General features: G+C 71.6%; 26 protein-coding genes. 10 read left to right on the forward strand and 16 right to left on the reverse strand.

From position 1 onward, the window contains the following. Window positions 1-47: 47 nt before the first annotated feature. Genes Q9R20_RS06485 through Q9R20_RS06500 form a run of 4 tightly spaced genes read right to left on the reverse strand, consistent with a single transcriptional unit; the run spans window position 48 to window position 3,138 of the window. A complete protein-coding gene (locus tag Q9R20_RS06485; protein WP_311248566.1) occupies window positions 48-743 on the reverse strand; it encodes a response regulator transcription factor in 696 nt (231 codons plus the stop codon). After that, entirely contained in the window at window positions 740-2,047 is a 1,308-nt protein-coding gene (locus Q9R20_RS06490; protein ID WP_311248567.1) for a histidine kinase, read from the reverse strand. The genes Q9R20_RS06485 and Q9R20_RS06490 overlap by 4 nt, the downstream gene beginning before the upstream one ends. A 4-nt stretch (window positions 2,048-2,051) precedes the next feature. Continuing rightward, complete coding sequence (locus Q9R20_RS06495) at window positions 2,052-2,480, reverse strand: hypothetical protein (RefSeq protein WP_311248568.1); 429 nt, start codon at window positions 2,478-2,480, stop codon at window positions 2,052-2,054. Window positions 2,481-2,529: 49 nt separating this feature from the next. Further along, complete coding sequence (locus tag Q9R20_RS06500) at window positions 2,530-3,138, reverse strand: GntR family transcriptional regulator (RefSeq protein WP_311248569.1); 609 nt, start codon at window positions 3,136-3,138, stop codon at window positions 2,530-2,532. 320 nt (window positions 3,139-3,458) lie between these two features. On the opposite strand from Q9R20_RS06500, the gene Q9R20_RS06505 reads away from it, so the two are divergent. Then, complete coding sequence (locus Q9R20_RS06505) at window positions 3,459-3,665, forward strand: cold-shock protein (protein WP_295838801.1); 207 nt, start codon at window positions 3,459-3,461, stop codon at window positions 3,663-3,665. Between the two features lie 78 nt (window positions 3,666-3,743). Here Q9R20_RS06505 and Q9R20_RS06510 read toward each other — a convergent pair whose 3' ends face one another. The 6 genes from Q9R20_RS06510 to Q9R20_RS06535 all read right to left on the reverse strand — a co-directional run bounded on the left by Q9R20_RS06510 (window position 3,744) and on the right by Q9R20_RS06535 (window position 11,253). After that, entirely contained in the window at window positions 3,744-5,807 is a 2,064-nt protein-coding gene (locus tag Q9R20_RS06510; RefSeq protein WP_311248570.1) for a DUF2156 domain-containing protein, read from the reverse strand. A 48-nt stretch (window positions 5,808-5,855) separates the two neighbouring features. Beyond that, the gene (locus Q9R20_RS06515; protein ID WP_311248571.1) at window positions 5,856-7,046 is read right to left on the reverse strand and encodes a hypothetical protein; all 1,191 of its coding nucleotides are present in this window, start codon (window positions 7,044-7,046) and stop codon (window positions 5,856-5,858) included. Then, complete coding sequence (locus Q9R20_RS06520; protein ID WP_311248572.1) at window positions 7,039-7,743, reverse strand: HAD hydrolase-like protein; 705 nt, start codon at window positions 7,741-7,743, stop codon at window positions 7,039-7,041. Before Q9R20_RS06520 ends, Q9R20_RS06515 begins: the two co-directional genes overlap by 8 nt. Window positions 7,744-7,834: 91 nt before the next feature. Further along, window positions 7,835-8,842, reverse strand: coding sequence for a hypothetical protein (locus Q9R20_RS06525; RefSeq protein ID WP_311248573.1), 1,008 nt, complete (start codon window positions 8,840-8,842; stop codon window positions 7,835-7,837). 464 nt (window positions 8,843-9,306) lie between these two features. After that, a complete protein-coding gene (gene nucS, locus Q9R20_RS06530; protein ID WP_311248574.1) occupies window positions 9,307-10,005 on the reverse strand; it encodes an endonuclease NucS in 699 nt (232 codons plus the stop codon). A gap of 9 nt (window positions 10,006-10,014) precedes the next feature. Continuing rightward, on the reverse strand, window positions 10,015-11,253 hold the full coding sequence (locus Q9R20_RS06535) for an MFS transporter (RefSeq protein WP_311248575.1): 1,239 nt from the start codon (window positions 11,251-11,253) through the stop codon (window positions 10,015-10,017). Between the two features lie 78 nt (window positions 11,254-11,331). Here Q9R20_RS06535 and Q9R20_RS06540 point away from each other — a divergent pair, with 78 nt between their 5' ends. Genes Q9R20_RS06540 through mnhG form a run of 7 tightly spaced genes read left to right on the forward strand, consistent with a single transcriptional unit; the run spans window position 11,332 to window position 18,768 of the window. Further along, on the forward strand, window positions 11,332-12,420 hold the full coding sequence (locus tag Q9R20_RS06540; RefSeq protein ID WP_311248576.1) for a LacI family DNA-binding transcriptional regulator: 1,089 nt from the start codon (window positions 11,332-11,334) through the stop codon (window positions 12,418-12,420). 56 nt (window positions 12,421-12,476) lie between these two features. Then, window positions 12,477-15,404, forward strand: coding sequence for a Na+/H+ antiporter subunit A (locus Q9R20_RS06545; protein ID WP_311248577.1), 2,928 nt, complete (start codon window positions 12,477-12,479; stop codon window positions 15,402-15,404). Next, complete coding sequence (locus Q9R20_RS06550) at window positions 15,401-15,976, forward strand: Na(+)/H(+) antiporter subunit C (protein ID WP_311248578.1); 576 nt, start codon at window positions 15,401-15,403, stop codon at window positions 15,974-15,976. Before Q9R20_RS06545 ends, Q9R20_RS06550 begins: the two co-directional genes overlap by 4 nt. Next, complete coding sequence (locus Q9R20_RS06555; protein ID WP_311248579.1) at window positions 15,973-17,529, forward strand: Na+/H+ antiporter subunit D; 1,557 nt, start codon at window positions 15,973-15,975, stop codon at window positions 17,527-17,529. The genes Q9R20_RS06550 and Q9R20_RS06555 overlap by 4 nt, the downstream gene beginning before the upstream one ends. Next, window positions 17,526-18,125 (forward strand): Na+/H+ antiporter subunit E, encoded by a 600-nt coding sequence (locus Q9R20_RS06560; protein WP_295838811.1) that lies wholly within the window; start codon window positions 17,526-17,528, stop codon window positions 18,123-18,125. The genes Q9R20_RS06555 and Q9R20_RS06560 overlap by 4 nt, the downstream gene beginning before the upstream one ends. Further along, window positions 18,122-18,391 (forward strand): monovalent cation/H+ antiporter complex subunit F, encoded by a 270-nt coding sequence (locus Q9R20_RS06565; protein ID WP_295838812.1) that lies wholly within the window; start codon window positions 18,122-18,124, stop codon window positions 18,389-18,391. Before Q9R20_RS06560 ends, Q9R20_RS06565 begins: the two co-directional genes overlap by 4 nt. Next, complete coding sequence (gene mnhG / locus Q9R20_RS06570; protein WP_311248580.1) at window positions 18,388-18,768, forward strand: monovalent cation/H(+) antiporter subunit G; 381 nt, start codon at window positions 18,388-18,390, stop codon at window positions 18,766-18,768. The genes Q9R20_RS06565 and mnhG overlap by 4 nt, the downstream gene beginning before the upstream one ends. 2 nt (window positions 18,769-18,770) lie before the next feature. On the opposite strand, the gene Q9R20_RS06575 is transcribed toward mnhG, so the two are convergent. The 3 genes from Q9R20_RS06575 to Q9R20_RS06585 all read right to left on the reverse strand — a co-directional run bounded on the left by Q9R20_RS06575 (window position 18,771) and on the right by Q9R20_RS06585 (window position 21,770). Further along, window positions 18,771-19,313, reverse strand: a complete 543-nt coding sequence (locus Q9R20_RS06575; protein ID WP_311248581.1) for an SRPBCC family protein — start codon at window positions 19,311-19,313, stop codon at window positions 18,771-18,773. A gap of 259 nt (window positions 19,314-19,572) precedes the next feature. After that, on the reverse strand, window positions 19,573-20,280 hold the full coding sequence (locus Q9R20_RS06580) for an ABC transporter ATP-binding protein (protein WP_311248582.1): 708 nt from the start codon (window positions 20,278-20,280) through the stop codon (window positions 19,573-19,575). Between the two features lie 32 nt (window positions 20,281-20,312). Then, on the reverse strand, window positions 20,313-21,770 hold the full coding sequence (locus tag Q9R20_RS06585; RefSeq protein WP_311248583.1) for an ABC transporter permease: 1,458 nt from the start codon (window positions 21,768-21,770) through the stop codon (window positions 20,313-20,315). Between the two features lie 133 nt (window positions 21,771-21,903). Between Q9R20_RS06585 and Q9R20_RS06590 the strand changes: the two genes are divergently transcribed. Together Q9R20_RS06590 and Q9R20_RS06595 are read left to right on the forward strand one after the other, a co-directional pair. Beyond that, complete coding sequence (locus Q9R20_RS06590; RefSeq protein ID WP_311248584.1) at window positions 21,904-22,626, forward strand: response regulator transcription factor; 723 nt, start codon at window positions 21,904-21,906, stop codon at window positions 22,624-22,626. Then, a complete protein-coding gene (locus Q9R20_RS06595; RefSeq protein WP_311248585.1) occupies window positions 22,623-24,062 on the forward strand; it encodes a HAMP domain-containing sensor histidine kinase in 1,440 nt (479 codons plus the stop codon). Before Q9R20_RS06590 ends, Q9R20_RS06595 begins: the two co-directional genes overlap by 4 nt. Before the next feature lie 167 nt (window positions 24,063-24,229). Here Q9R20_RS06595 and Q9R20_RS06600 read toward each other — a convergent pair whose 3' ends face one another. The 3 genes from Q9R20_RS06600 to Q9R20_RS06610 are packed head-to-tail and all read right to left on the reverse strand — an operon-like array spanning window position 24,230 to window position 26,420. Next, window positions 24,230-24,901, reverse strand: a complete 672-nt coding sequence (locus Q9R20_RS06600; protein ID WP_311248586.1) for a signal peptidase I — start codon at window positions 24,899-24,901, stop codon at window positions 24,230-24,232. Beyond that, complete coding sequence (locus tag Q9R20_RS06605) at window positions 24,898-25,824, reverse strand: hypothetical protein (protein WP_311248587.1); 927 nt, start codon at window positions 25,822-25,824, stop codon at window positions 24,898-24,900. The genes Q9R20_RS06600 and Q9R20_RS06605 overlap by 4 nt, the downstream gene beginning before the upstream one ends. Continuing rightward, window positions 25,821-26,420 carry a hypothetical protein gene (locus Q9R20_RS06610; RefSeq protein WP_311248588.1) on the reverse strand — a complete coding sequence of 200 codons (600 nt, stop codon included), beginning with the start codon at window positions 26,418-26,420 and terminating at the stop codon, window positions 25,821-25,823. Before Q9R20_RS06610 ends, Q9R20_RS06605 begins: the two co-directional genes overlap by 4 nt. Window positions 26,421-26,430: the final 10 nt, after the last annotated feature.

Genomic DNA, 26,430 nt, shown 5'->3' on the forward strand with positions numbered 1-26,430 from the left:
CCGCGTCCGCCCGCGCCCTGACAACGCCGGCGGGAACGGGACCCGGGTCATTTCATCCGAAAGGATGAGGGATCGCGCCGGGTGAGCCCGTTGCGCGAGCCCCAGAGGGCGAGCTGCGTACGGTCCGCGAGCTCGAGCTTCCGCAGCGCGGACGCGGTCTGACTGCGGACGGTGTTGATGGACACCGAGAGGTGCCGCGCGATGTCCTCCGTCGCGGTCACCCCGCTGCTGAGCAGACCGACGACACGCTGTTCGGCGGCGGTCAACAGGGCCAGCCGCGCGGGCTCCGACGGCTCGGGACGGGCATCGCGGAGTTCGCGGATCAGCCGGGGCGCGACGAGCGGGGAGATCGTCGACGTGCCCGCGGCGGCACCGCGGATGACGGGGAGCAGTTGATCGCTGTCGTGCCCCTTGAGCAGGTAGCCGCTGACACCCGCCTCGAGCGCCTCGACGACGAACGCGTCGGACACCTCGCTGGTCAGGAGGATGACGTGGCATCCCCCTCGTCCTTCCTGCGTGATCACGCGGGCGGCCTCGATACCGCTCATCCCGGGCATGTGCAGGTCCATGAGCACGACATCGGCCTTCTCGGCGCGCGCCCGCACGATGGCGTCCGGGCCGTTCGACGCTTCGCCGGCGACGCGGATGCCGGGAGCGTGCTCGAGGCGGATCCGGATGCCGCGACGCACCGTGCGGTTGTCGTCGACGATCAGCACCCGGATGTCGTCCGTGGTCGCCGTCATGAGCGGACCGGCGCATCGGCGCCGTCGTACAGGGCCAGCGGTGCCTCCATGACCACCACCCAGCCGGCTCCGGTCTCGGCCGGGCCCGCCCGGAAGGAGCCGTGCAGCAGATCGACGCGTTCGGCGAGTCCGCTCAGGCCCCAGCCGAGTCCGGTCGGTCGATCGCCCGCCGGGGAGCGTTCGCTGCCCGCATCCACGACATCCACGCGGACGTCTCGCTCCGACGCGGTCACCGCGACGCTGACGGCGGCGCCGGCGGCGTGCTTGCACGCGTTGGTGAGTGCCTCCTGCACCACTCGGTAAGCGGTGGCGGAGACGACGGCGGGCAGGTCATCGACCTCGCCATGCGTGTGGGACGAGACGTCCATCCCCCGCGCCCTCCACCACTCGATCAGCTCGTCGAGAGCGCGCAGGTCGCGAGTCGGGCCGACCGGGGAGCCGTTCTCGGCGCGCAGGTCGCGCAGCGCCGCGTACAGGCTCGCCGAGGCGAAGCGGCCCTCGGCGCGCATCTCGCCGATCAGGGCCGTCGCCTGGGCGGCATCCTGTCCGTCGATGTCGACCGCCGCGTCGGCGAGCGACAGCAGACCCGCGAGGTGCTGCCCGGCGACGTCGTGCAGCTCCTGCGCGATGCGGGCCCGCTCCAGCGTCCGCGCGTGTTCGATCTCGCTCTCCTGGCGAGCCTCGGCGGCGGCGAGCTCGTCCCGGGCGCGGCGGAGCGAGCGCATGCGCCGCGCCCACCACACGCCGAGCGCGGCCGCGCCCGACACGGGGGCGGCGAACGCGAGGCTCGAGCTGAGGACGAAGCTGCTCGTCACGGCGAGCGGGGCTCCGGTCGCCGACGACCAGAGCGACAGGATGCCGACGGCTGCGCCGATGACGACGCCCGTCCACACCGCCGCGACGGCCGCCCGCCGCTGCGCGGCGAGGAAGAAGACGGCCACGGCGACGACCAGCGGGAGAGCGCCCAGCCAGCGCGGCACCTCGACGCCGACGATCAGTCCGAGATAGCACCCGGTCGTGCCCAGGACCGCCCCGACGGGGAACCGCGGCGACAGGAGGAGGAACGCGCTCTGAACGGCGCATCCGAGGACCACCGCGGCGATCACCGCGGCGAGGGGGAAGCGGTAGTCCCAGACGACGTCACCCTGGAGCAGAGCGGCCATCGGGTCGGTGAGCGACTGCACGACGGTGACGGCGAACACGATGGCGACGAACGTCGCCATGGAACGCGGTCGGTTCAGGATGCGGGTGAACCCCGCGGTGTCGACCGCGTCTCGGTCGGGGTGATCGTCGGTCGTCGGCACCGCGTCACTCTAGCGTCGGCGGGAGGACGTACACGACGTCCTCGCCGTCGCGCTCGTGCTCGACGAATCCGATGCGCGCGAGCAGGTCGTGCGACGGATCGTCGTCGGCCGCGACGCACGCGTAGAGGGGGCGCTCGGCCTCGTGGGCCGTCAGCAGGCGCAGGGCCTCGGAGGGCGCCTCCTCGCCGATCCCGGGCACGAGGGCGAGGAGGATCTCGCGGTCGCCGCCCCGGTCCATGGCCGCAGCGATCCCCACCACGTCGTCGTCCTGCACGATGACCTGCGCGTCCACGTCGTCGCGGTCCGCCCATCCGTCGAAGGCCGGACGGTCCCCGACGACGGCGTTCGGCCACGCGGACCTGCTGTCGTGGACCGCCTGGAATGCGGCATCCCGATCGGCGTCGGTCAGGGGGCGGAGTGCGATGTGGGCCATGACGTCACGGTAGCGAGGGCACCGGGACGCGTCTTACGGACTTGTGCGCTCAGGCGAAACCGTGCAGGGCGAGGAAAGTCCAGGTGGCGCCGTTCGCGTCGCGCCGAGAGATCTGGTCGATGAGGTGGCGGAAGAGGGTCGCCCGAGTCTCATCGCCGACGCTCTGCCACCCCTCGAGATTGCGGCGCAGCACCAGGCTCGTCTGGTCGAGCGCCTTGCCGAAGACGATGTTGCGCGAAACGGCCACCATGTGGGTGTAGAAAGCGAGCACGGCGTCCACGTAGGCGCGGGAGGAGTCGGCATCCCGCATCGCGGAGGCCAGGGTGACGGCGGCCTCCAGCTCATCGGTCTCGCAGCGTCGGAGGCCCACGCGCATGGCACCGGCGATGGTGTGCGTCGCGTACTCGCGCATGTCGGTCCGGGAGCGCTCGGTGAGCGCGGCGACCCGGGTGTAGCGGTTGGCCGCGACCTCGACGAGACCGATGCGCTCCAGCTTCTGCAGGGCCTCGCGCACGGGCGTGCGGGAGATACCCATGAGGGTGGCGAGTTCGACGTCGCGCAGGCGGTCGCCGGGCTGCAACCGACCGTCGACGATGGCCTCGCCGAGGAGCCGGTAGGCCTCATCGACGAGGGCGGATGCGCGCCGACGTTCGTCCATCAGGCGGATTTTACGGCCATGGGTTATCACAGAACATGGACATAACTGCCTGATTCTTCGTTTTCGTGTCGCGCGCGGGCTCCGGCATGGGTAAAGTGATCGCCGTCACGCCTCGCGTGACATATCCGGGGGGATCCGTCGACGCCCGGGCTTCGAGCCATGCTCAGCCCGGGCGTCGTATGGGCTTAAGCGCCGACAACCACGATTTCGAGCGGCGCAACGTTTGTGTCACGGACTCGTGCGACCGTGCGAGCGTCCGGCTACCGTGGGGGCACAGATCGGCGCGCTCGGCGCCGGCTCGAGCGGAAAACGGCTACACGATGAGCACGCAGGGTACGGTCAAGTGGTTCAACTCGGAGAAGGGCTTCGGCTTCATCGCCCCCGACGACGGTAGCCAGGACGTCTTCGCGCATTACAGCGCGATCCAGTCGGGCGGATACCGCTCGCTCGAGGAGAACCAGCGCGTCGAGTTCGACGTCGAGCAGGGCCCCAAGGGCCTGCAGGCGTCGAACATCCGCGCTCTCTGACGTCACCGCGGCCCCGGCCGGACGGACCGCCACCGTGCGTCCGTCGGTCGGGGCCGTCGACGTGCGCGGCGGCCGGGATCAGCGCTCCTGGCGGACCAGGTCGACGCCCGCCGCGGCGAACTGCCGCAGCGTCGCGTGCGGCAGGAAGGCCCGCGTGAGCGCCGGGCCGATCCGGGTGAGGTCGGCCTCGTCGCGGTACAGCAGATACATGGTCTCGTAGCGCGGGTGGAACTTCTGCTTGAACCGGTGCAGGGACGCGAAGCCGTAGACCGGCTCGAGCAGCTCGGCCATGCGGGTCTGCAGAGCGGCGATCGCGCCGGCATCCGCGGGGTACTCGTGCGCCAAAGGCGCGCCCGACAGCGACATGACCTCGGCGCCCTCCGCCGAGAACTGCTGCGCGGACGCTCCGATGAGGTACTCCATGACGGGGCCGAAGCCGCCGTCGCGGCGGCGCATCAGGTCGAGCGTCCACCCGCGGATCCCGCTCTCGCCGTAGACCGGGAGCCATGAGAGGAAGCCGTCGACGTCGCCGTCGGGCGAGACGGCCAGGGCGAGCCGGACCTCGGGGTCGGTCGCCTCGTGCAGGGTGCCGAGAGTGAAGCCCATCTCGGGCAGCCCCTTGTCGCCCACCCAGCTCTCCGAGATGGCCCGCAGCTGCTGGCGCACGCCCCACGTCTCGTCGGTCAGCCGCGACAGGCGGAACGTCATGCCCTCGCGCTGCGCACGGTTCAGTGAGGTGCGCACCGCGCCCCATGCCTTGCCCGTGAACTGCAGGCCGGGCAGGTCGACGACGGTGTCGTCGGCGACCACGATGCTCCGCCAGCCGCTCGGCACGGCGGCCCGCGTCTGCTCGCCCGCGCTGAAGAAGCACGGGGCGAGGCCCGCCATCTCCGCACCGTCGATGAAGGCCCGAACGGTGTCGCGCCGCGCCTCGGGCGGTCCGAGCGGGTCGGCCAGCGCGAGCGCGACCCCCGAGCGGCGCTGATAGGCGACGATGCCGCGACCGAAGCGCGCGTACGACATGCCTTCCCACGTCGTCATCCACGACAGCGTCCCGCCGCCCGACGCGCGCAGGAGGGCCTTCGCGTCAGTGACGGACGGCGGCGGGTTCTCCCCGAGCGCCGCCCTCGGCCGGGCGCGGAACGCGCCGCGGACCAGCACGAAGTAGACGGACGCCACGATCCACAGCGTCGAGGAGGCCAGGACGCTGGTGACATCGGCATCCAGATCCTGTTCGAGGCCGATCACCCCGGACAGCGACAGGATGCCGATGAGCAGAAGGACCAGCAGGAGGTTCAGGGCGCTATAGACCAGAACCACGACCCAGGCCCACCGACGGCCGCGGCGCAGCGCCGTGGCCACGATCAGCACCACGACGGTGTTCACCGCGACGTCGATCCACGAGCCGGATGTCGCCGCGGAGTATCCGAAGGGCCCGGTCATCGGTGCGATGTAGCCGAGGATCTCGATCGCGCCCAACGCGCAGAGCACGACCACCGCGATGAGGCGCTGTTCGCGCACGCTCACGCGCTGCGGGCGCAGCGACCGGTCGACGGCGAGGATCAGGCCGACCGCGAGGGCGTGCTCGAGGTCGGCGATCGAGCCGTAGTACACGAGCGCCACCGACAGTGCGGCGATGAACACCGTCCAGGCGCGCAACCGCCAGGGGGAGGGCAGCAGCGCGAGAGCGCCCGCGAGACAGGCGAACACGCCCCCGGACGGACCCACGTCGAGCGCGGACGCCTGCTCCTGCGCCCACGGCCACGGCGTCAGCGCCGCGAGCCACAGGAAGACCACGGCCCCCAGCACCGAGAACAGCTGGCCGACCGCGAAATACGCGGCGGCGACGCGCGAGCCGCGCCGCAGCTCCAGGAAAGCGATGCCCGCGAAGGCGGGGACACCGGCCAGGTACACCCAGGGCGTCGTGACGAAGAAGGTCCCGGTGACGGGCGTCCACCAGCGGCCCTCCTCGAGGGCGGGCAGACCGTAGGCGACGGCGGGGAAGAGCTCGGACTCGGTGAAGGGACGCCACAGCCCGCTCGACAACAGGCCGACGAGGATCAGGATGCCGGCCAGAGCCAGCGTGAACGGCACGCGTCGGGCCAGCGCCATCAGGCGGGCGGCCGTGGTGTTCTCCCCCATGCCGCTCACGATAGGGCACCGCCTCCGCGCGGCCGAGGACCGATGCCGTCAGCGACCGGGGTCGACCGCGTGCCAGGCCGCGCGTGCGGCGGAGAGCGCCTCGCCGGCGTCGGTCGCGGCGCGTGCGCGGGCGAGGTGACGGCGGGCCTCGTCCAGCCGCAGGCGTTCGTCGATCGTCGGAGGGCCGTCCGCTCGGGCCTCGTCGCGGGCTTCGGCCGAGGCGAGCGCCGCGCGGGCGCACGCGAGGGTGCCCGGAAGAGCGGTCCGCGCCGCCTCGAGACGCCGGCGCTCGCCGACGGCCGCGCCCACCGCGGCGTCGCGCACCTCGCGGACGTGGGCGACGGTCGACACGGCCCGGCGGGGACGTCGGTCCGAGGTGGCGGCGGCGGCCTCGAGCGTCCGACTCGCCGCACGGAGGCGTTCGTCGGCGTCGGGCGCGCATGCCCCGGGACGCGCGCGGGTCGTCTCGAGGGCCTCCGCCAGTTCTGCGCGGGCCGCGGCGATCTCGGCGGCGGCGTTCTCGGCGGCCTGCAGGGCGGCGCGGTGATCGTCTTCGACCGCTCTCAGGCTTCTCGCGGCACGCGTCAGCGCGGAGGTCGCCCTCTCGACGCCGGCACCGTCGGCGAGAGCGGCGTCGGCCTCGTCCAGGGCGTCGGATGCCGCTCCGGCGGCTGCCGCGGCGTCGGTCCAGTCCGCCGCGTCGAAGCGCGCGCGAAGGCTCGAGAGCAACGGCTCGGGGTCGCCCGCGGCCCGGACGATCTCGTCTCGGCGGCGGCGTACGGCAGCGGTGAGCTGCTCCGGCGTGCGGTTCGTCCGCACCCACTCGGCCAGGTTCGTCCGTGTCGCGGTGATGCGGGTCAGCTGCGTCTCGAGACCCGAACGCACCGCCCGCGCCTGATCGCGACGCCGTGCCGCGACACCCGTGTGGGCGCGCAGGGTCGACACGTCGACGAACCCGCGGTCGCGCGCCCGTTGCGCCGCCGCCCTCCCTCGGCGCAGCTGGGTGGGGACGTCCACGGCGTCGGGGACGTCGGCGGTATCGAAGGCCGCGTCGAGCTCGTGGACGGCGTCGTCGACCCGCACCAGCACCGAGGTCGCCTCGGCCACGGCGGCATCCGCCTGGGCCCGGGCCCGAGGAGAACGCCGGGCGAGGCGCACCGCGATCACGATCACGACGGCGAGGAGGGCGGCGACCGTCAGCGCGATCGCCGCGGGCACCACCCAGCCGAGCTCAGGCACCGGCGGGGGTACGCGCGTCGGCCGTGTCGTCGACCAGCAGAAGAGCCCGCAGCTCGTCGATGTCGTCGACCGCCGCCTGCGCGCCCTCGGACTCGTGGGGCCAGCTGAAGCCCCACCGGACGAAGATCACCGGCACCCCGGCATCCGCCCCGCCCTCGACGTCGTGGTGGCGGTCGCCGATGAGGACCGGACGGGAGACGTCGGCGCCGACGGCCTCGAGGCGACGCAGCGCTTCGCGCACGATGTCGGCCTTCGTCGCGAGCGTTCGCTCATCGAGCGAGGCTCCCGCGATCGCTTCGAGGGAGGGGGCGAGGCCGAAGTGGTCCATCAGCGCGACGACCTGCACCTCGGGCTTCGAGCTCGCCGTGGACTGCGGCACGCCGGCGGCGTGCAGGTCGTGCACGAGCTCACCCACGCCGGGGTACAGGCGGGCGCTCACCGTGTACCCCTCCTTCTTGTTGAGGCCGCGGTAGAAGGCGACGGCCTCGGTGGCCTGCTCCGGGGTCATGCCCACGTTGACCTGGAAGGAGTCGAACATGGGCGGACCGATCCACCGCGAGAGCTCGCCGCGCGTCGGCGGCGTGCGGCCGAAGTGCTCGAGGGTGATGGTCAGGCGGCGGAGGATCCCCTCCGAGGCGTCGACGATCGTGCCGTCGACGTCCCACAGGACGCAGGAGAAGGGAGAGCGTGCGGGCATGCGTCCACGCTACCGGCGCCCGGTCGAGCGGCGGCGGCATCCGGCCCCGGCGGCCCGGCGTCATCGTCCCGCGGCTTCAGCAGTCGGTCCGTCAGGTCTCGGCGCGCGGGCGGGCGACGGCCGGGGTGCTCAGCCGGTCGACGAGGGACATGTGCGGCACCGGCAGACGCTTCGTGGCGCGCAGCCAGAGGAGCACCATCAGAGCGAGGAAGCCCACGAGGGTCTTGTCGAACACCGAGGTGAGGAGGTTCGACGAGAAGGTCGCCGCGATGAGCGGAACCCCCATCGTCTCGAACGACGAGGTGACCGTGTCGAAGCCGTGCCCCGACACCCCGCCGAACAGCAGCACGTTCAAGGGAGCGCCCACCAGCGAGCAGGCGACCGCCGCCAGGAGGTTGAGGCCGAAGAACCGGCGGATGTCATCGCCCATGCGCGCCCGGCGCACGCCGTAGCCCCACACCAGCGCGCCCACGAGGTTGACGAGGGCGAAGGGCATGGCATCCGGGACGCCGACGGTGAAACCGAGCAGGTTGCTCACGACCGCCACGCCGGCACCGTGCCACGGGCCGAGGGCCATGGCGACCACGGCCGTGCCGATCATGTCGAGGAACAGGGGCAGATGCAGCGTCTGCACCACGAGGATGCCGAGCAGGTTGAGCGCGACCGCCCCGACCAGCATCGCCGGCTTCAGCAGACCGAGACGGGCCGGCACGGGGTCGAGCGGTGGCGTCAGGATCGACGGCTCCACGGGCATCTTCCGTCGCGCGGGCGGCCGGCGTCCCCCACGGCGCACCGCGGAGCTGCGCGCCACCCACGCCGCCGCCTCCTCCTCGTCGCCGCCGAGGGCGCGCACGATGTCGCCGAGGAGCACCGGATCCACCCAGGTCCGACCGTCTCGGAACGCGTCCGAGATGGTGCTGCGGGGCGGCTGGGCTGCGCTCGCCGCGACACCGCGGTCGATGCGCAGCTCGGCGATCCGGCGCGCGATGTCGGCGTACGAGCGACCGCTGCGCTCTTTGCGCACGCGCAGGTCGGAGGCGATGCGGTCGAGCGAGTCCGCCTCGCCGGAGCCGTCGTCGAAGGACGGAGCGGTGCTCACGGACGGTTTCCCCCCTCGTCCCGTGTCGGTCCCGATGCGTCACACGTTACTGCCCGGAGTGCCTCGGCAGACGTCGCCGCGGGGGATGCTGATATCGGAATGCGTCTTTTTCGACCGGCTCCACGTCGCCTCGGCTTTCGAGAGTGAAGCGGTCGCGGCTGTCCGGAAGCGTCCGGATGTCGTGAATCGTCCCGTCTCGAGACCGGTCCGGTGGTTACCGTCGAAGCCGCGCGGCCCGGCGGATGACCGACGACGTTTCCCGGGTCGCGTCCACAGCGGCGGCGGTCGCGGAGGGCGATTGGGGGTCTCTTCGCGGCCGTCGGTCCGCGAGCGTCAGACGAGGTGAGCCGGCGTGCGGATGCCGTCGCGCGGGCCGTGGCCGATCCGGCGGACGCCGGCGCGCGGCCGTGGGCCGTGTCCGCCGGCGTGCGCCTTCATCGGCGAGGCTCGGCGGGGCGCGCGTCTCAGAACAGGCGCGGGGCGCCGGACTGCACGCCCTTCATCTCGTCGTAGTCGAGGGTGAGGCAGCGGATGCCGCGGTCGGTCGCGAGCACACGCGCCTGCGGCTTGATCTCCTGCGCGGCGAACACGCCCGTCACCGGCGCCAGCAGGGGGTCGCGGTTCAGCAGCTCGAGGTAGCGCGTGAGCTGCTCGACGCCGTCGATGTCGCCGCGACGCTTGACCTCGATCGCGACCGTCCCCGGTCCGTCGTCGTTGCGCAGCAGCAGGTCGACCGGGCCGATCGCGGTGGGGTATTCGCGACGCACGAGGGTGAGGTTTTCTCCGACGACCGAGACCTGCTCGGCGAGCAGCCGCTGCAGGTCGGCCTCGACCCCGTCCTTGATGAGGCCGGGGTCGACGCCCAGGTCGTGGGCGGTGTCGTGGATGATCTCGTGGATGCGCACCAGCAGCGCGTCGCCGGTTTTCGCGTGCGTGACGCGCCACCGCTCGATCACGCCGTCTTCGACGTCGACGTCGTCGGGCTGCTCGAGCGTGAGCGAGCACGGGGGGCTCATCCAGTTCAGTGGCTTGTACGATCCGCCGTCGGAGTGCACGAGCAGGCTGCCGTCGCCCTTGTGCACGAGCAGGCGGGTGGCGAGGGGCAGATGCGCGTTGAGGCGGCCGGTGTAGTCGACGGAGCAACGGGCGATGACGAGACGCACCCGACGAGCCTAATCGCGTCGCGCGGGCTCTTCCGCGGGGGCGGTCACGACGAGGGGTTTGGCGGCCCCGGAGAAGAGACCGGATGCCACGATCAGGCCGACCACGATGAGCAGCGTGTTGAGCAGCCCGATGTGGTCGCCGATCCAGCCGAGGATCGGTGGGCCGCACAGGAAAGCCACGTAGCCGATGGTCGCGGCGGCCGCGACGCGGGACGCGGCCTTGGCGGGGTCGTCGGCGGCGGCGGACATGCCGATCGGGAAGCCGAGCGAGGCGCCGAGGCCCCAGAGCGCCGCGCCCACGAAGACGAGGGGGCCGTAGGGGGCGAGGATGAACAGCAGCAGACCCGCGGCCGCGGTGCCGGCGAGCACGCGCAGCACGATGACGCGGCCCAGTCGGTCGACCACCGGGCCGCCGACGATGCGACCGACGGTCATCGCGACCGAGAACACCGCAAGCACCGCCGGGCCGGCCTCTTCGGGAGCGCCGTGCTCGTACACCACGGCGGAGGGGAGCCAGTCGTTGGCGCTGCCCTCGGCGAAGGCCATGCCGAGCATGATGACGCCGAGCGTGTACGTGCGCGGTTCCCGCCAGGCCTGCAGCGACACGGCGAGGCGCTCGCGCCAGTGGGTGCGCTCCTCAGCGACGGGGGCGTCCATCGCCACCTCGGCGCGCGGCACGTTCGCGACCGACACGACGGCCACGACGACGATGACGATCCCCATCGCCACGCAGTGGGCGATCACCGGGATGCCGAGGCTGACCGCCACGAAGCCGAGTCCCGCGCCGATGACCGTGCCGAAGCTGAAGAAGGCGTGCAGCAGGGGCATGATCGTGCGGCCCGTGGCCTTCTCGAGGGCGGCCCCCTCGACGTTCATCATCACGTCGACCGCGCCGTTGCCGAAGCCGAACAGCGCGAGGCCCGTGAGCGCCACCCCGAAGAGCTGGAAGGTGTCGGCACCGAAGCCGATGATCGCGAGACCTGCGCCCACCAGCACGAGGGCGAGGAGCATCCCGGAACGCGCCCCGATCCGTGCCATGACCGCCGGGGCCACCGAGAGGCCGATGATGGATGCCACGCCCATCCCGAGCAGGAGCAGGCCGACGCCGGAGTTCTCGATGCCGAGCGACTCGCGGATCGCGGGCACCCGGGAGGCCCAGGTCGAGATGCTGAGGCCGCTCGCGAGGAAGATGGCGCAGATGGCGACGTGCCAGCGCACGAGCTGCGAGCGGGTCAGGGCGGCGATCATGCGAACACTGTACCGAATCGATTCGACGTTGATCGAATCGATTCGGCACGCCACGCGACGCCCGGGTACGATCAGCGCGTGAGCACCCGTCGCGCGACCATCAGCGACGTCGCCCGAGAGGCCGGCGTCTCGCCGTCGACGGCGTCGGTCGTGTTCAGCGGCAAGACGCCCACCTCCGAGGCGACCCGGGCGCGCGTCCTCGCGGCCGCCGCCGACCTGGGCTACACCGGCCCCGACCCGCGGGCCGCCTCGCTGCGTCGGGGGCGCTCGGGCATCGTGGGCGTCGTGTTCGACCAACACCTCGGCACCGCCTTCCTCGACCCGGTCACCACGCACATGATGGACGGCCTCGCCGACGGGGTGTCCCGACTCGGGGCCGCGCTGCTGCTCCTGCGCGACGACGGCGAGACGGTCAGTGAACCGTCGCTGCACACCGCCCCCATCGACGCCGCCGTGCTGATCGGCTGCAGCCCGCGCATGCGCGACTCCCTCGAGATCGTCCGCGCACGCGGCATCCCGGTCGTCGTCGTCGAGGGCGATGCGGGCGTCGGCATCCCACGCGTCCTCCTCGACAACGCCGAGGCCCAGAGTGCGGCCGCTCGTCACCTCGAAGCCCTGGGGCACCGCGATGTCGTCATCGTGACCCTCCCCGTCGACACCTCTCGCCGACGGGGATGGATCGACCCGGGGACCGCGGTGCGGGTCGACGTGACCGCAGACCGACTGGCGGGGGCGCGTTCGGTCTTCCCCGACGCTCCGGCGCTCTCGGCCGCCACCAGCTCGATCGACGAGGGCGCCATCGCCGGGCGCGCGATCTTCGCCGACCCCGACCGCCGCCCCACCGCGGTGATCGCGCAGAGCGACCTCCTCGCGGCGGGCGTCATCCGCGCGGCCGAGGAGCGCGGGCTCCGAGTTCCGCAGGACGTCAGCGTCACCGGATTCGACGGGGTCGTCGTCGACGGTCTCGCCCCGCACGTCCTCACGACGCTCGTGCAGCCCGCCACCGCCAAGGGTCGTGCCGCGGGAGAGGCGGTCGCGGCGATGCTGGAGGACGCGACGCCGTCGGGTCTCGACCTGCACTGCACCTTCCGCGAGGGGACGACCACGGCCCCTCCGGCTACCATGAAGGTTCGCGACGCGCGGACTCTCATGCTCCGCATAGAATAGGTTCGACCCCCACAAGAGCCCGGGCACCCACCCGTCGACCCCGAGGAGGCGCGACCATGCTGTTGTTCCTCGGCGCGTTCGCGGTGCTTCCCCTGGTTCTGCCGTGGCTCGTGTCGCGCATCGGCGCCCGGGCGTTCTACGTGGCGGCGGTGCTCCCGATCCTGGCTTTCGCGCACGCCGTCGCCCAGGCGCCAGCGGTGCTGGGGGGTGACATTCCGTTCGAGGAATATCGCTGGATCCCCGCGATCGACGTCTCTCTGTCGATGCGCATGGACGTGCTCGGCTGGCTGCTCACCCTGGTCGTCACCGGGGTGGGCGCGCTCGTCATGATCTACTGCCGCTGGTACTTCCGCGGCAAGACTCAGGGCGTGGGGCAGTTCTCGGCGGTCCTGCTCGGGTTCGCCGGGGCGATGTACGGGCTGGTCCTCACCGACGACCTCGTCGTGCTGGTCATGCTGTGGGAAGTCACGAGCGTGCTGTCGTACCTGCTCATCGGGTACTACCACAGCCGCTCCGCGAGTCGCCGAGCCGCCCTGCAGGCCCTTCTGGTCACCACGCTCGGCGGGCTGGTCATGCTCATCGGCGTGGTCCTGCTCGTGGTCCAGTCGGGCACGTCGAGCCTGTCGACGATCCTGGCCGACCCCCCGACGGGCACCGTTGTCGACATCGCGGTGCTGCTCCTGCTCGTCGGCGCGCTGAGCAAGTCGGCGATCTTCCCCTTCCACTTCTGGCTCCCCGGAGCCATGGCCGCGCCCACGCCGGTCAGCGCGTACCTGCACGCCGCAGCCATGGTGAAGGCCGGCATCTATCTCGTCGCGCGCCTCGCCCCCGGCTTCGCCGACACGCCTTTCTGGCGGCCGACGCTCATCGCGCTCGGCGTCTTCACCATGCTGCTCGGCGGCTTCCAGGCGCTTCGCGAGCGCGACCTCAAGCGCATCCTCGCCTTCGGCACGGTGAGCCAGCTCGGCTTCCTCACCGTGATGCTCGGGTACGGAACGAGGGATGCCGCTCTCGCCGGCGTCGCCCTGCTGCTCAGCCATGCGCTGTTCAAGTCGTGCCTCTTCCTCGTCGTCGGCGTCATCGACCGGCAGTTGAACACCCGAGACATCGGGCAGCTCTCCGGCCTCGGTCGCCAGGCGCCCGTCATGGCCACGGCATCCTTCATCGCGATCTTCTCGATGGCGGGTGTCATCCCCACGCTCGGGTTCGTGGCGAAGGAGACCGCCCTGACGGCTCTGCTCCACGAGGCGGAGGGCGGGGCGGCGTGGGGCATCGTGGCCCTGGTCGGCATCGTGCTGGGGTCCGCGCTCACGGCGGCGTACGGCATCCGCTTCCTCTGGGGCGCGTACTGGACCAAGCGCGACGTCGAGACCACCGAGTGGCCCGACCCGCCCATCGGCTTCCTGTCGGCCCCGGTGCTGCTGTCGGCGATCACGCTCGCCCTCGGCTTCCTCTCGCCGATCGTCGACCACGGGCTGGCGCCGTACGCCGACGGCCTGCCCGAGGCGACTCCGGGTGTGGCGGCCCCCGATTACCCGTACCACCTGGCGCTCTGGCACGGTCTCGAGCCCGCCCTGTTCATCTCGCTGGGCACGCTCGCCCTCGGTGCCGGCATCTTCTGGGTCGTGCGCAAGACGCAGCTGCACAAGCGGCGTCGCGTACTGCCCTTCACCGCGAACGACGTCTACAACGTCGCACTGCGCGGGATCGACCACTCGTCCGAGTGGGTCACCGCCCGCTTCCAGCGCGGCTCGCTGCCGTTCTACGTCGGCACGATCTTCGTGGTGCTCGTCGTGGCCGAAGGCACCGCCCTGCTCGCGTCGAACGAGTGGCGCGCGCAGCTCGACGCCTGGCAGTCGCCGGCGCAGCTGATCTCGGCACCGATCATGATCGCTGCGGGCATCCTGGCCGTCCGGGCCCGCAAGCGCTACACGGGCGTCGCACTGGTGTCGGTGACCGGTCTCGGCATGGTCGTGCTCTTCGCCACCAGCGGCGCCCCCGACCTCGCCCTCACCCAGGTGCTGATCGAAACCGTCACACTCGTGGTGTTCGCGCTCGTGCTGCGACGCCTACCCGCGCGGATGGGGGAGCAGAACGAGTCGGTCGCCCCGCTCGCACGGGCCGTCCTGGGTGCGGGTGTGGGTCTGACCATGGCGCTGGTCGCCATCGTCGCGACCGGCGCACGGCAGGACGCCCCCATCTCGCTCGAATGGCCGCCGCTCGCCTACGAGATCGGCCACGGCCGCAACGTCGTGAACGTCGCGCTGGTCGACCTGCGCGGGTGGGACACGATGGGCGAGCTCTCGGTCCTCGTGCTCGCCGCCACCGGCGTGGCATCCCTCGTCTTCATCACCAATCGCAGCGACAACCTCGCGCGTCGCTCGGGCACCGCCCGCGCCCGCGTGGGTCTGGGGCGTCGGCGCCCCCTGGTCGAGACCGACAGCGGCGTACGGGCCCAGCGCGCCGGCGAGACGGGTGCACCGCGTGCGTGGCTCATCTCGGGCGCGAAGGTCCAGCCCGAGAACCGGTCGATCCTGCTCGAGATCATCATCCGGGTGCTGTTCCACTCGATCATGATCGTCTCGCTGTACCTGCTGTTCGCCGGGCACAACCTGCCCGGCGGCGGCTTCGCCGGCGGTCTCGTCGCGGGCATGGGCCTGGTCATGCGCTACATCGCCGGCGGCCGGTGGGAGCTCGGCGCCGCCGCGCCCACCGACGCGGGCCGACTGCTCGGTGCGGGCATGGCGATCGCCGTGCTGTGCGCGCTGGTCCCGATGCTATTCGGCTTCGCACCGCTGCAGAGCTTCACCTTCGAGGGCGAGCTGCCGCTGATCGGGCACTGGGAGTTCGTCACCAGCACCATCTTCGACATCGGCGTCTATCTCGTGGTCATCGGCCTCGTCCTCGACGTGCTCCGCAGCCTCGGCGCCGAGGTCGACCGCCAGTCGCAGCTGCCCGAAGACGCCGAGGTGGTGAACTCATGACCATCTCGTTCGTCCTCGTCATCGTCATGGCCGTGCTGTTCGCGTGCGGTGTCTACGCGATGCTCGAGCGCAGCCTCACGCGCGTGCTGATCGGCTTCCTCCTGCTCGGCAACGCCGCCAACCTGCTGCTCCTCATCGTGATGGGCGCACCCGGACGAGCGCCCTTCTACGACGGGGGCGAGACGGATGCCGCCGACATGTCCGACGCGTTGCCGCAGGCCCTGACTCTCACTGCGATCGTCATCACGTTCGGCATCTCGGCGTTCCTGCTCGCGCTCATCTACCGCTCGTGGCAGCTGGGCCAGGCCGACACGGTCATCGACGACGCCGACGATGTCGCGCTGCGCGCCCGCACGGCGAACGAGCCGGAGGACGCGATGGACGAGGAGTCCCGCTCCGACGACGACGACGTCACGACCGACTTTGTCGGCGACGTCGCCTCACCCATCCGCGTGCTGCACCAGGGCGATCTGTCGTCGCTGGTCGATGACGCCCCGGTGGACCGCGTGGCCGTGCGGCGGGATGATCGTGACGACGACCGCAGCGACCCCCAGGACGGTGATCGCTCGTGAGCGCCCTCGTGCCCCTCCTCGTCGGCATCCCGCTCATCGGCGCCGCGATCAACCTCATCTTCGGTCGGCGCAAGAAGACCCAGATCGCCGTGTCGGTCGCCTCTCTCGCGGCCGTGCTCGTGCTGGGCGCGATCCTGCTCGTGACCGTCGACACGAGCGGGCCCATCGCGGTGGCGATCGCCGCGTGGGACATCCCGTTCGGCATCGTGCTCTACGTCGACGTGCTCGCGGCCCTGCTCGTGGTGGTCACGAGCATCGTGCTGCTCGCGGTCCTGCTCTTCTCGATCGGTCAGGGCGCGGCCGACAACGACGAGGACACCCCGGTCTCGATCTTCTACCCGGCGTATCTCATCCTCGGTGCGGGCATCTTCAACGCCTTCATCGCCGGCGACCTGTTCAACCTCTACGTCGGTTTCGAGATCCTGCTCGTGGCGTCGTACGTGCTGATCACCCTGGGGGGCACCGAGTCGCGCATCCGCACGGGCGTGGTCTACATCGTCGTGTCGCTCGTGTCGTCGATCCTCTTCCTCGCCGCGATCGCGATGGTCTACGGCGCGCTCGGCACGGTCAACATGGTGCAGATCTCGGAGCGCATGGCGCTGCTGCCCCAGGACACGCAGACGATCCTGCACCTCATGCTGCTGCTGGCCTTCGCGATCAAAGCGGCCGTCTTCCCGTTGTCGTTCTGGCTGCCCGACTCTTACCCGACGGCGCCCGCCCCCGTCACGGCGGTGTTCGCGGGCCTGCTGACCAAGGTGGGCGTCTACGCGATCATCCGCACCGAGACGCAGCTCTTCGTCAAGAACGACATCAACTTCCTGCTGATGATGGTCGCGCTGTCGACGATGATCGTCGGCATCCTGGGCGCCGTCGCTCAGGCCGAACTCAAGCGCATCCTGTCGTTCACGTTGGTCAGTCACATCGGCTACATGATCTTCGGACTCGCGATCAACACGCCGCTCGCGGTGGGGGCGACGATCTACTACATCGTCCACCACATCATCGTGCAGACGACCCTGTTCCTGGCCGTGGGCCTCATCGAGCGCCGGGCGGGCAGCACCTCGATCCTCAAGGTCAAGGGACTGATGCGGGCAGCCCCCGTGCTGGCGGTGCTCTACTTCATCCCGGCGATCAACCTCGGCGGCCTCCCGCCGTTCTCGGGCTTCATCGGCAAGTACGCCCTCTTCGACGCAGCGGCCCAGGTCGGTACTCCCGTGATGATGGTGCTGATCGTCGGTGGCGTCGCGACGTCGATCCTCACGCTCTACGCCCTCATGCGCGCGTGGAACCTGTCATTCTGGCGCGAGGACGACGACTCCGCCGAGACGACCGAGCGCATCGCCTACCTCGGCAACGCCCCCGCGGCGGCCATTTCGACCGAGCGTCGCACGACGCCCCGGATCATGACGCTGGCGACCGTGGGGATGGTCGCGGTCACCGTGGCGCTGACCGTCTTCGCGGGCCCCCTGCTCGACATGTGCCTGCGGGCGGGCGTCACGATCACCGACGGCGTGAGCCTCGTGCAGGTCCAGGAACAGGCGGGTCAACGATGAGTCCCAGCCGTCGCTCGCAGATCTCGCTGTTCCTGCACCAGCTGCCGTTCCTGGTGTGGCTGGTCGCCCTGTGGATGCTGCTGTGGGGCCAGTTCACCTGGCTCGCCTTCCTCACTGGCCTCGTGATGGCGGTCTTCGTCACGCGGGTCTTCCGTCTGCCCCCGGTCGAGCTGTCGGGTCGCATCAACCTCTGGTACGGCCTCGTGTTCGTGGTCACCTTCCTCGGCGCGGTCGTGAAGGGTTCGCTCATCGTGGCGTGGCAGGTGCTCGACGTGCGCCGTCAGCCGGGGGCGGCGATCATCGCGGTTCCCCTGCGTGTCGACGACGACGTGATCATGGCGCACACCGCGGTGACGGCATCCCTCATCCCGGGTTCCCTGATCGTCGACGTCGATCGCGAGAATCGCACGCTCTACCTGCACACGATCGGGATCCGCAGCGACGCCGACCTCGAACACCAGCGGCGGGTCGTGCTCGGCTGGGAGGCGCGCATCACTCGAGCGGTCGGTTCGAAGGAAGAGCTGCAGGAGCTGCGCGCGAACATCGCCGCGCACGACGCCCCCGGTTCGCCGCGCGACGGAAGGACCCTGCTGTGACCACCGCTCTCGTCGTCGTGATCCTCGTCGTCTTCGCCGTCGCGGCCGTGCTGGCGCTGATCCGTCTGGTGATCGGCCCGTCGATCCTCGACCGCGCCGTCGCGGCCGACGTGCTGCTCACCGAGGTGGTGTGCATCCTCGGTGCCGACATGGTGATCAACCACCACACCCGTTCGCTCCCGGCGATGCTCATCATCGCCGCCGTGGGCGTGTTCGGCTCGATCGCCGTCGCCCGCTTCGTCGCGCGGAAGGAGAACCCGAGATGACGATCGAGACCCTGCTCGACACGATCGCCCTGGTCCTCGTCCTCCTGGGCGCGGTGCTGTGTCTGACCGCCACGATCGGGTTGCTGCGCTGGCGCGACGTTCCCACCCGCCTGCACGCGGCGACGAAGCCGCAGGTGCTGGGCGTGCTGCTGATCGTGATCGCGGTGGAACTGAGCCTGCGATCCTGGGAGGCGCTGGCCTTCGGCATCCCGATCGTGCTGATCCAGTTCGCGACCGCGCCGCTCGCGGCGCACATGGTGGGGCGTGCGGCCTACCGCAACCGCACCACCGACGAAGAGAACCTCTACGTCGACGAGCTGCGTCACAGCACCGAGCAGCCCGGTTCGACGGGCGCCGCCTCGCGTCCCGAGAGCTGAGCTCAGACGCTCGCTTCGCGCACGTCGGCGCGAGCCTGCGGCGAGGCCGCTCCCTCGTCGGGGTCGGGGGTCTCGGTGCGGTGGTCGAGCTCGCGCAGTTCCCGCTCCTCGCGGCGCCCTTCGGCGAGGAACGCCAGGCGGTTGAGGCACTCGTGGTTGCGCAGCACGAGCATCGGCTTCCACAGCAGCGACGGCAGCAGGGCGGCCGCACCCGAGACGGGCTCCTCCGCGATCGTCACGGCGATCCCGTCGCCGTGCGGACGCACGTCGATGCGGATGACGCCGCGACCCAGGATGCCGGCCTCCGGCCGCAGCCGGACCCGACGGGGCGGATCCCACTCGACGATCTCGGTCTCATCGTGGATCATGACGGGCCAGACGCCCAGCGAGTGGTGGATGCGCGTCCCCTCCCGGGGCCACTGCGGGTCGACGTCGCGCATGCGCGCGGCGCCCACCACCCAGACGGGGTAGAGCCAGCCGTCCGAGAGGACGGCGAAGAGGTCGTCGGGCGTGCAGCGCATCAGGCGCGTGTTGCGGGCGGCCATGGCATCCGTTCGGTCGGCGTGCTTCGACTGTAGGGGTGGGATGCCGCCGGGCGGGCGGGTCTTGACGGGTGGGCGTGCGGCGGGGTCTCGCCCCGTCGAGTGTCCACGACACCCGGACGGGTTCCGCGGGTGTCCGGGTGTCGTGGACACTCACGCGGCTTCCTCGCGGCGTGGCGCTCGACCGAGCGGGGACGGGCGGAGGGGAGGGACGAGCGGAGGGGGTCTCCCGCTCGTCCCTGCCCCCGTCGGGTGCGGCGGGTCAGTCGCGCGTGATGTCGGTCACCCGGCCCTGCGCCAGACGCAGGCGTCGGCGCGCGCGGCAGGCGACGGCCGAGTCGTGCGTGACCACGACCAGGGTCAGTCCCTCGGCGTTGAGCTGCTCGAGCACGTCGAGGATCTCGTCGCGCATGCGCTCGTCGAGGTTGCCGGTGGGCTCGTCGGCGAGCAGCACGCGGGGCTGCTTCGCGACGGCGCGAGCGATCGCGACGCGCTGCTGCTGACCGCCGGACAGCTCGCCGGGGCGGTGGTCGGCGCGGTCGGCGAGGCCCACCCGGGTGAGGGCTTCGGTGACGCGCCGGCCGCGCTCGTCGCGGTCGAGTCGCAGGGGTTCGAGGCCCATGTCGACGTTTTCGGCGGCGGTCAGCGTCGGGATGAGATTGAACCCCTGGAACACGAAGCCGATCTCCGCGGCGCGCAGTTGCGCCAGCTGCGGGTTCGACGCGGTGGCGATGTCGAGATCGCCGAGCACGACGGAGCCGGCCGAGGGGCGGTCGAGGGCGCCGAGCATCTGCAGCAGGGTCGACTTGCCGCCGCCGGTCGGGCCCTGGATGGTGACGAAGTCGCCCGCGGCGATCTCGAGGTCCACCCCGGCCAGCGCCTGGACCGTGCGGTCGCGCTGGCGGTAGGTGCGGGTGACGCCCTCGAGGCGGTACGCGGTGGCGACGGACGGGGGAGCGGTGAGGGTCATGGTGTCTCCTTCGAAGGAATGGGGGATGCCGTTCACGCGACGGACCGGAGGGCGGCGGCGGGGCTGAGGCGGGCGGCGCGCCATCCGCCGAAGGCTCCCGCGAGCACGCCGCCGAGGACCGCGATACCGACCGCGGCCAGCACGACGACCGGGGTCACGGGGGCGCTGAGGACGATGTCGGTGGCCTGGGCCGCCGCCTGACCGAAGCCGCCGGGACCGCCCATGCCCGGGCCGTCCTGGCCGCCGGGGCCGGAGGTCGCCGCGCCGACCGAGACGGTGGGGGCGATGACATTGACGAGCAGGATGCCGCCGAGACCGAGGATCAGTCCCGCGGCGCCGCCGATGAGCCCCTGCACGAGCGACTCGCCCGCGACCTGGCGCACGATGCGACCGTTCGACCAGCCGATGGCCTTGAGCGTGCCGAACTCGCGGGTGCGTCGCGCGACGCCCGAGATGGTGAAGAGCACAGCCAAGGCGAGGGCGACCAGCAGCACGACGATCGAGAGCCAGGTGCCGAGGGTCGTGATCATGCTCGACGCACTCGACAGGGAGCCCGACACCGTCGAGGCGAGCTCCGACTGCGAGCTGACGGTGGCGTCGGGCAGCGCGGCAGAGATCTCGCTCTGCACCGCGTCGATGGCGTCCGCCGACGTCGCCTGCACGTAGACGGTCGACACCACATCGCCCGTGCCCGCGAGCGTCTGCGCGACATCGAGGGGGAGGTAGACGTTCGCGGCGGTGTCGGCGTCGGCCGAGGCCGAGGCCACGATCCCGACGATCTGCATCGCGGTGCCCGCGACGTCGACGGTTCCGCCGACCGTCAGTCCTACGCTCGTCGCGTAGGTCGCATCCACGACCGCGACGTCGGTGCCGGCGTCGGCCGAGGTGAGGGCGCGCCCTTCGGTGACGGTCACCGAGGACAGGGGCCCGATGGATGCCGCCGGGTCGACGCCCAGCACGCTGAACGAGTCCACACCGAAGGCGCTGCCACCGTCGCCGCCGGGACCGCCGCCGGTCGGCGGCTCCTGCGGCATCCCTTCGCCCTGAGCGGTGCTGCTCTGCGTGCTGCGGTCGGGCATCTGGCCCGAGAAGGTGGTGTTCGTCAGGGCGAGCGCTCCGGTGGCCTCGGAGACGCCGTCGAGACCCGCGACCGTGGACACGGTCGACGCGTCGAGGGTGCCCCGGCGCATGTCGGTCATCAGGCGGGACTGGCTGAGGGTGGTGGTGCCGTCGCTGGTCGCGCCGTCGTCTGCGCCGAAGTCGAAGCGCGGACCGTTCCCCTGCCCCGGCTCGCTCTGGGCGCCGGTGACGGTGAGGTCGGTGCCGACGCCGTAGACCGTCGACAGCGCCTGCGACTGAGCGTCGCGCACGCCCGCCGACAGGGCGTTCACCACGATGACGAGCGCGATCGCGATCGCGAGTCCGACCGCGACGATCACGGTCTGTTTGGTGCGGCCGGCGAGTTCGCGCCGCAGGTAGGTGCCGTACATGCTTCTCCTTCCGGACGCGGGGTGCGGCCGTCGGGTCGACCGTAGGAACGGCACCCTCACCGCTCCCTCACCGTTTCTTTGAAGCAGGTAAGTCGCACGACACGGGCGTCGGCGAGAGTGCATGCTGGCTGTCATGGCATCCCGGCCCGCATCCCTGACCCGCTCCGACGGCTCTCCCGTCCGCGCGCTCGTCGTCGACGACGAGGCCAACCTCAGCGACCTGCTGCGCATGGCCCTGCAGAACGAGGGGTGGGAGGCGCGCACCGCCGCCAACGGGCAAGAGGCGCTGAACGCGATTCGCGAGTTCGGTCCCGACCTGCTCGTGCTCGACATCATGATGCCGGGACTCGACGGGATGGAGCTGCTGAGCCGCATCCGGGCCGCGGGCAACGACGCCCCCGTCCTCTTCCTCACGGCCAAGGACGCGGTCGAGGACCGCATCGCGGGGATCTCCGCCGGCGCCGACGACTACGTCACCAAGCCCTTCAACCTCGAGGAGGTCGTCGTGCGGCTGCGCGGCATGGCCCGACGTCACGTCGCGGTCGTCGCCGACGCCGACCCGCGGCTGCGCGTGGGCGACCTCACGCTCGACGAGGAGTCGTACGAGGTGGAGCGCGGCGGCATCCCGATCAAGCTCACCGCGAAGGAGTTCGAGCTCCTGCGCTATCTGATGCAGAACCCGCGTCGGGTGCTGAGCAAGGCGCAGATCCTCGATCAGGTGTGGAGCTACGACTTCGGCGGCAACGGCAGCGTAGTCGAGATCTACATCTCGTACCTGCGCAAGAAGATCGACACCCTCGGCGACCCGCTGATCCACACCGTCCGCGGGGTCGGCTACACGATCAAGACGACATGACGCGCTCGCGGTGGACCCTCCGGCGCACCCTCGTCGTGGGCACGAGCGTGCTCGTCGCCCTGGCGTTCCTCGTCATGAGCCTCGCGACCATCTTCGCGTTGCGTTCCTTCACCCTCGACCGCCTCGATCAGCAGGTGCGCGAGGGCCTGTCGTTCGCGGTCGGTCGCGACGACTTCTCCCCACCGGGCGGCGGCGAACGGCCGTCGGGGATGGATGCCGACGGCCCGGCGCAGCGCATCGGTACCCTGCAGGCGGTCATCGCCGACGACGGCACGGTGCAGAGGTCGGGATACACCCGGGTCGACGGGACCGAGGTCGATCTCACCGAGGACCAGATCGAGACACTGCGGAGCGTGCCGACCGACCGCACGCCCACCACGGTCGACCTGGGGGGCGACCTCGGCGCCTTCCGGGTGGCGGCGGCCGTCGACGACGGCACCACTGTCTTCTCCGGGAGCTCGGAGGCCGACGTGACCGCCACGACGTCGGCGCTGACGGTGATCCTCCTCGCGGTCTCGGCGGTGACGCTGCTCGTCGCGGTGCTGGGTCTGTCGGTCTTCGTCCGGCGCAGTCTGCGTCCCCTCGACCGGGTCGCGGCCGTCGCGCAGCGGGTGTCGACGCTCTCGCTCAGCGCGGGAGCGGTCGAGATCCCCGACCGGGCGGCGCCCGCCGACACCGACACGGCGACCGAGGTGGGGCGCGTCGGCTCCTCGCTGAACGACCTGCTCGGGCACGTGCAGTCCTCTCTCGCCGCCCGTCAGCACAGCGAGGAGCAGCTTCGCCGGTTCATCGCCGACGCCAGCCACGAGCTGCGCACGCCGCTGGCCAGCATCCGCGGATACGCCCAGCTCTCCCTCGGCGAGGACGCCCCCATGACGCCGACGCAGGCGCGCTCCTTCGACCGGATCGAGTCGGAGGCCCGGCGCATGGCATCCCTCGTCGACGACCTGCTCCTGCTCGCCCGATTGGATGCCGGACAGCCCCTGCGCCGCGAGGAGGTCGAGCTGACGTTGCTCGCCGTCGACGCGGTGAGCGACGCCCAGGCCGCGGACGCGACGCACGAGTGGCGCCTCGACGTCACGGACGACCTCATCTCGGTGACCGGCGACGAGAACCGGCTGCGGCAGGTCGTCGCGAACCTGCTGCGCAACGCGCAGACGCACACCCCGGCCGGCACGACCGTGACGCTGTCGCTGGCGCGCGAGGGCGCGGAAGCCGTGCTGCGCGTGGCCGACACGGGGCCCGGGATCGACCCGGGCGTGGCGGAACGCCTGTTCGACCGCTTCGCGCGCGGCGACGACTCGCGCAACCGCGATGCGGGGAGCACGGGACTCGGGCTCTCGATCGCGCAGGCGATCACCTCCGCGCACGGGGGGTCGATCACGGGGGAGAGCACACCCGGTCGGACGGTGTTCGAGGTGCGTCTGCCCGTGTGACGCGCGGGGGCGTGCTGTGTGGCCCCGGGGTTAGGGGCGGCCACCGTGGGGTGGTCGCCGTGGGGCGGGGTGGTGCCACGGGCGATCACCGTGCGGTGGTCGCCGTGGGGTGGGGGTGGTGCCGTGTGGCCCCGGGGCCACTTTCGTCGCCCCGGGGCCACACACGGTCACCGCGCCTCGGTCGCCGCCTCCCGGCGCCGGTCCCGGACGGCGGCGAACGCCATGCCGGCCGCGTAGAGGAAGAGTCCTCCCGCCGCCACGCCGACCACGATCGATCGGTTGGCGCCGTTGAGGACGTTGTTGACCCAGCCGAGGAGCGGCAGGCTGTACCAGAGGGTGCCCCGCACCTGCACGGGCCGAACCGGATCGGGGTCGACCTCGTCGTTGTTGTCGCCCTTCGTGACGAAGGTGAGCTCGCCGTCCGCGTAGGTCTTCGACATGACGCGATGGCTGACGACGGCGGCCTCTCCGGAGTGGATCTGATAGGTGATGACGTCGCCCACTTGGATGTCGTCGACGGCCGTCGGCCGGATGACGACCAGGGTTCCCGGGGGGAGCTTCGGCTCCATCGACTGCGTGAGGACGGTCATGGCGCTGCCGCCGACCAGCGCGGGCACGCCGATGACGGCGGCGGCGACACCGAGGACGAGGATCAGCACCGCCGCGCTGAGGGACACCCCGAGGTAGTGCAGGAGGCTCTGGCCGGCGCGCGCACGGGTCGCGGCGTCGCGGCGGTCGCGACGCGAGACGGTCGGCGAGGTGGCGCTGGTCGCGGCGTCGCGGCGCGAGTCGGTGGTCACGCCCGTGGTCGATGCGGCGGGAAGGGTCGCGGTGGTCATGCGCACTCCAGACTGGCGTAGGGGAAGAGGAGGAAGTACCGCGTGACACGCTGCACCGCGATGGTGGAGGTCGTGGACGCGGTGGTGCCGGAGACGGAGTCCTTGGCCTCGACCCCGAGGGTGTACGTGCCGTTGCGGCCGAAGCTGGTGCTGTCGAGCGAGACGGACGCGGTGTCGTTCGCGCTGGTGACGCCGGCAAGGGTGGCGGCGGTGTTGCCGGTGTCGAACACGCGGTACGTCACCGAGGCGCCGGCGCGGTTCGCGGGGGCGTTCCACCCGATCACGACCGAGCGGTTGCCGTTCGCGCACGACACCGCGGTCGGGGCTTCGATCCGGTAGACGCTCTGGGTGATGGCGGCGGTGGTCGCCGTGGTGGTCCAGCTGGTTCCCACCGCCCCCGTCACGCTGAAGGCGGCGGTGACTGTCTGCCCCTGCAGGGTCGCGTTGGTGCTCGTGGCATCCGGGCCGTCGATGCGTGTCGCCACGCAGACCGTGACGCTCGACCCGGGGGCCACCGACTGCGCCGCGGCGGGGAGGGCGGGGGCCCGGTCGGCGAGGGTCGTCGAGACGGTGCCGGAGGAGGGGATCGTCGCACCGCAGGTGCCGGTCCACAGGACGAGCGCTGTCTTCTGTGCGAGGGAGGCGCTGCCGCTGGTCTGATTGACGAGGCTGTACGCGAGGGGGGCTCCCCCGCTGTTGGTGATGGTGAGTGCGCCGGTGGCGGCCGTCGAGGTGCTGCCGCTGTACCGGTACGTCGTATTGAGCTGGCCGCTCTGCCCGAAAGCGGTCGCGATGGTGGTCGAGGAGGCGGATGCCGTCAACGCGGCCGTGGCATTCCAGGAGGCGGTGGCCGTGCCGGCGCCGGCGAGCAGGACCAGGGTGGCGATGGCGGCGATCGCGGCGAGGGAGCGGCGGCGGATCACGGACGCACCTGTGTTCCCGAGAGGGTGAGCGTCAGGGGCGAGGCGGCTGCGCCGGCCGCGGCGGCCGGGGCGCTGAGGGGCAGTCCGAGCCCGACGCAGACGGTCGCGGTTGCACCGGGGGCGAGGGGAGATGCCAGGCCGGATCGGGGCGTCGCGCCGACCCCGGCGGTGACCGCGGAGGTCAGGCGACCGGCGGTGCAGTCGGCGGGGGTGGCCGCCGTCCCGACGGTGACCGTGACCGCGGAGCTGAAGGCGGTGGCGGTCTGCGGGCCGGTCACGGCGTCGAGGCCGAGGGCGAGCGGCGTCGTACCGGTGTTGCGCACGGTGCTCGGTGCGTACACGGTGCGCCCCGGGTACAGCCCGGTGGCCGACAGGGACAGCGGAGTGAGGGTCAGGCTCGTCGAGCCGGCCTTGAGGGTGGCGGCGGAGGCGGCCGAGGCGGTCGAGTTCCACACCGCGAAGGTGCCGCCACCGGCGAGGATCCCGGCGATGACCGCCCCGCCGGCGGCTGCTGCCGCGAGAAGCAGCCGCGCCGGCGTGGAACGGCGGCGGGCCTGCTTCTCGAGACGCGCTGCGCGACGTGTGGGGGCGGACATCGAGGGATCC

Origin of the sequence: Microbacterium sp. PRF11, from assembly GCF_031844085.1 — a bacterium.
Taxonomy (GTDB): domain Bacteria; phylum Actinomycetota; class Actinomycetes; order Actinomycetales; family Microbacteriaceae; genus Microbacterium.

Excerpts from the sequence above, each read along its gene's own strand:
- Q9R20_RS06485 (WP_311248566.1), bottom strand. The coding sequence starts at position 743 with ATGACGGCGACCACGGACGACATCCGGGTGCTGATCGTCGACGACAAC.
- Q9R20_RS06495 (WP_311248568.1), bottom strand. The coding sequence starts at position 2,480 with ATGGCCCACATCGCACTCCGCCCCCTGACCGACGCCGATCGGGATGCC.
- Q9R20_RS06500 (WP_311248569.1), bottom strand. The coding sequence starts at position 3,138 with ATGGACGAACGTCGGCGCGCATCCGCCCTCGTCGATGAGGCCTACCGG.
- Q9R20_RS06505 (WP_295838801.1), top strand. The coding sequence starts at position 3,459 with ATGAGCACGCAGGGTACGGTCAAGTGGTTCAACTCGGAGAAGGGCTTC.
- Q9R20_RS06510 (WP_311248570.1), bottom strand. The coding sequence starts at position 5,807 with ATGGGGGAGAACACCACGGCCGCCCGCCTGATGGCGCTGGCCCGACGC.
- Q9R20_RS06520 (WP_311248572.1), bottom strand. The coding sequence starts at position 7,743 with ATGCCCGCACGCTCTCCCTTCTCCTGCGTCCTGTGGGACGTCGACGGC.
- Q9R20_RS06535 (WP_311248575.1), bottom strand. The coding sequence starts at position 11,253 with ATGATCGCCGCCCTGACCCGCTCGCAGCTCGTGCGCTGGCACGTCGCC.
- Q9R20_RS06545 (WP_311248577.1), top strand. The coding sequence starts at position 12,477 with ATGCTGTTGTTCCTCGGCGCGTTCGCGGTGCTTCCCCTGGTTCTGCCG.
- Q9R20_RS06550 (WP_311248578.1), top strand. The coding sequence starts at position 15,401 with ATGACCATCTCGTTCGTCCTCGTCATCGTCATGGCCGTGCTGTTCGCG.
- Q9R20_RS06560 (WP_295838811.1), top strand. The coding sequence starts at position 17,526 with ATGAGTCCCAGCCGTCGCTCGCAGATCTCGCTGTTCCTGCACCAGCTG.
- mnhG (WP_311248580.1), top strand. The coding sequence starts at position 18,388 with ATGACGATCGAGACCCTGCTCGACACGATCGCCCTGGTCCTCGTCCTC.
- Q9R20_RS06575 (WP_311248581.1), bottom strand. The coding sequence starts at position 19,313 with ATGGCCGCCCGCAACACGCGCCTGATGCGCTGCACGCCCGACGACCTC.
- Q9R20_RS06580 (WP_311248582.1), bottom strand. The coding sequence starts at position 20,280 with ATGACCCTCACCGCTCCCCCGTCCGTCGCCACCGCGTACCGCCTCGAG.
- Q9R20_RS06585 (WP_311248583.1), bottom strand. The coding sequence starts at position 21,770 with ATGTACGGCACCTACCTGCGGCGCGAACTCGCCGGCCGCACCAAACAG.
- Q9R20_RS06590 (WP_311248584.1), top strand. The coding sequence starts at position 21,904 with ATGGCATCCCGGCCCGCATCCCTGACCCGCTCCGACGGCTCTCCCGTC.
- Q9R20_RS06595 (WP_311248585.1), top strand. The coding sequence starts at position 22,623 with ATGACGCGCTCGCGGTGGACCCTCCGGCGCACCCTCGTCGTGGGCACG.
- Q9R20_RS06600 (WP_311248586.1), bottom strand. The coding sequence starts at position 24,901 with ATGACCACCGCGACCCTTCCCGCCGCATCGACCACGGGCGTGACCACC.
- Q9R20_RS06610 (WP_311248588.1), bottom strand. The coding sequence starts at position 26,420 with ATGTCCGCCCCCACACGTCGCGCAGCGCGTCTCGAGAAGCAGGCCCGC.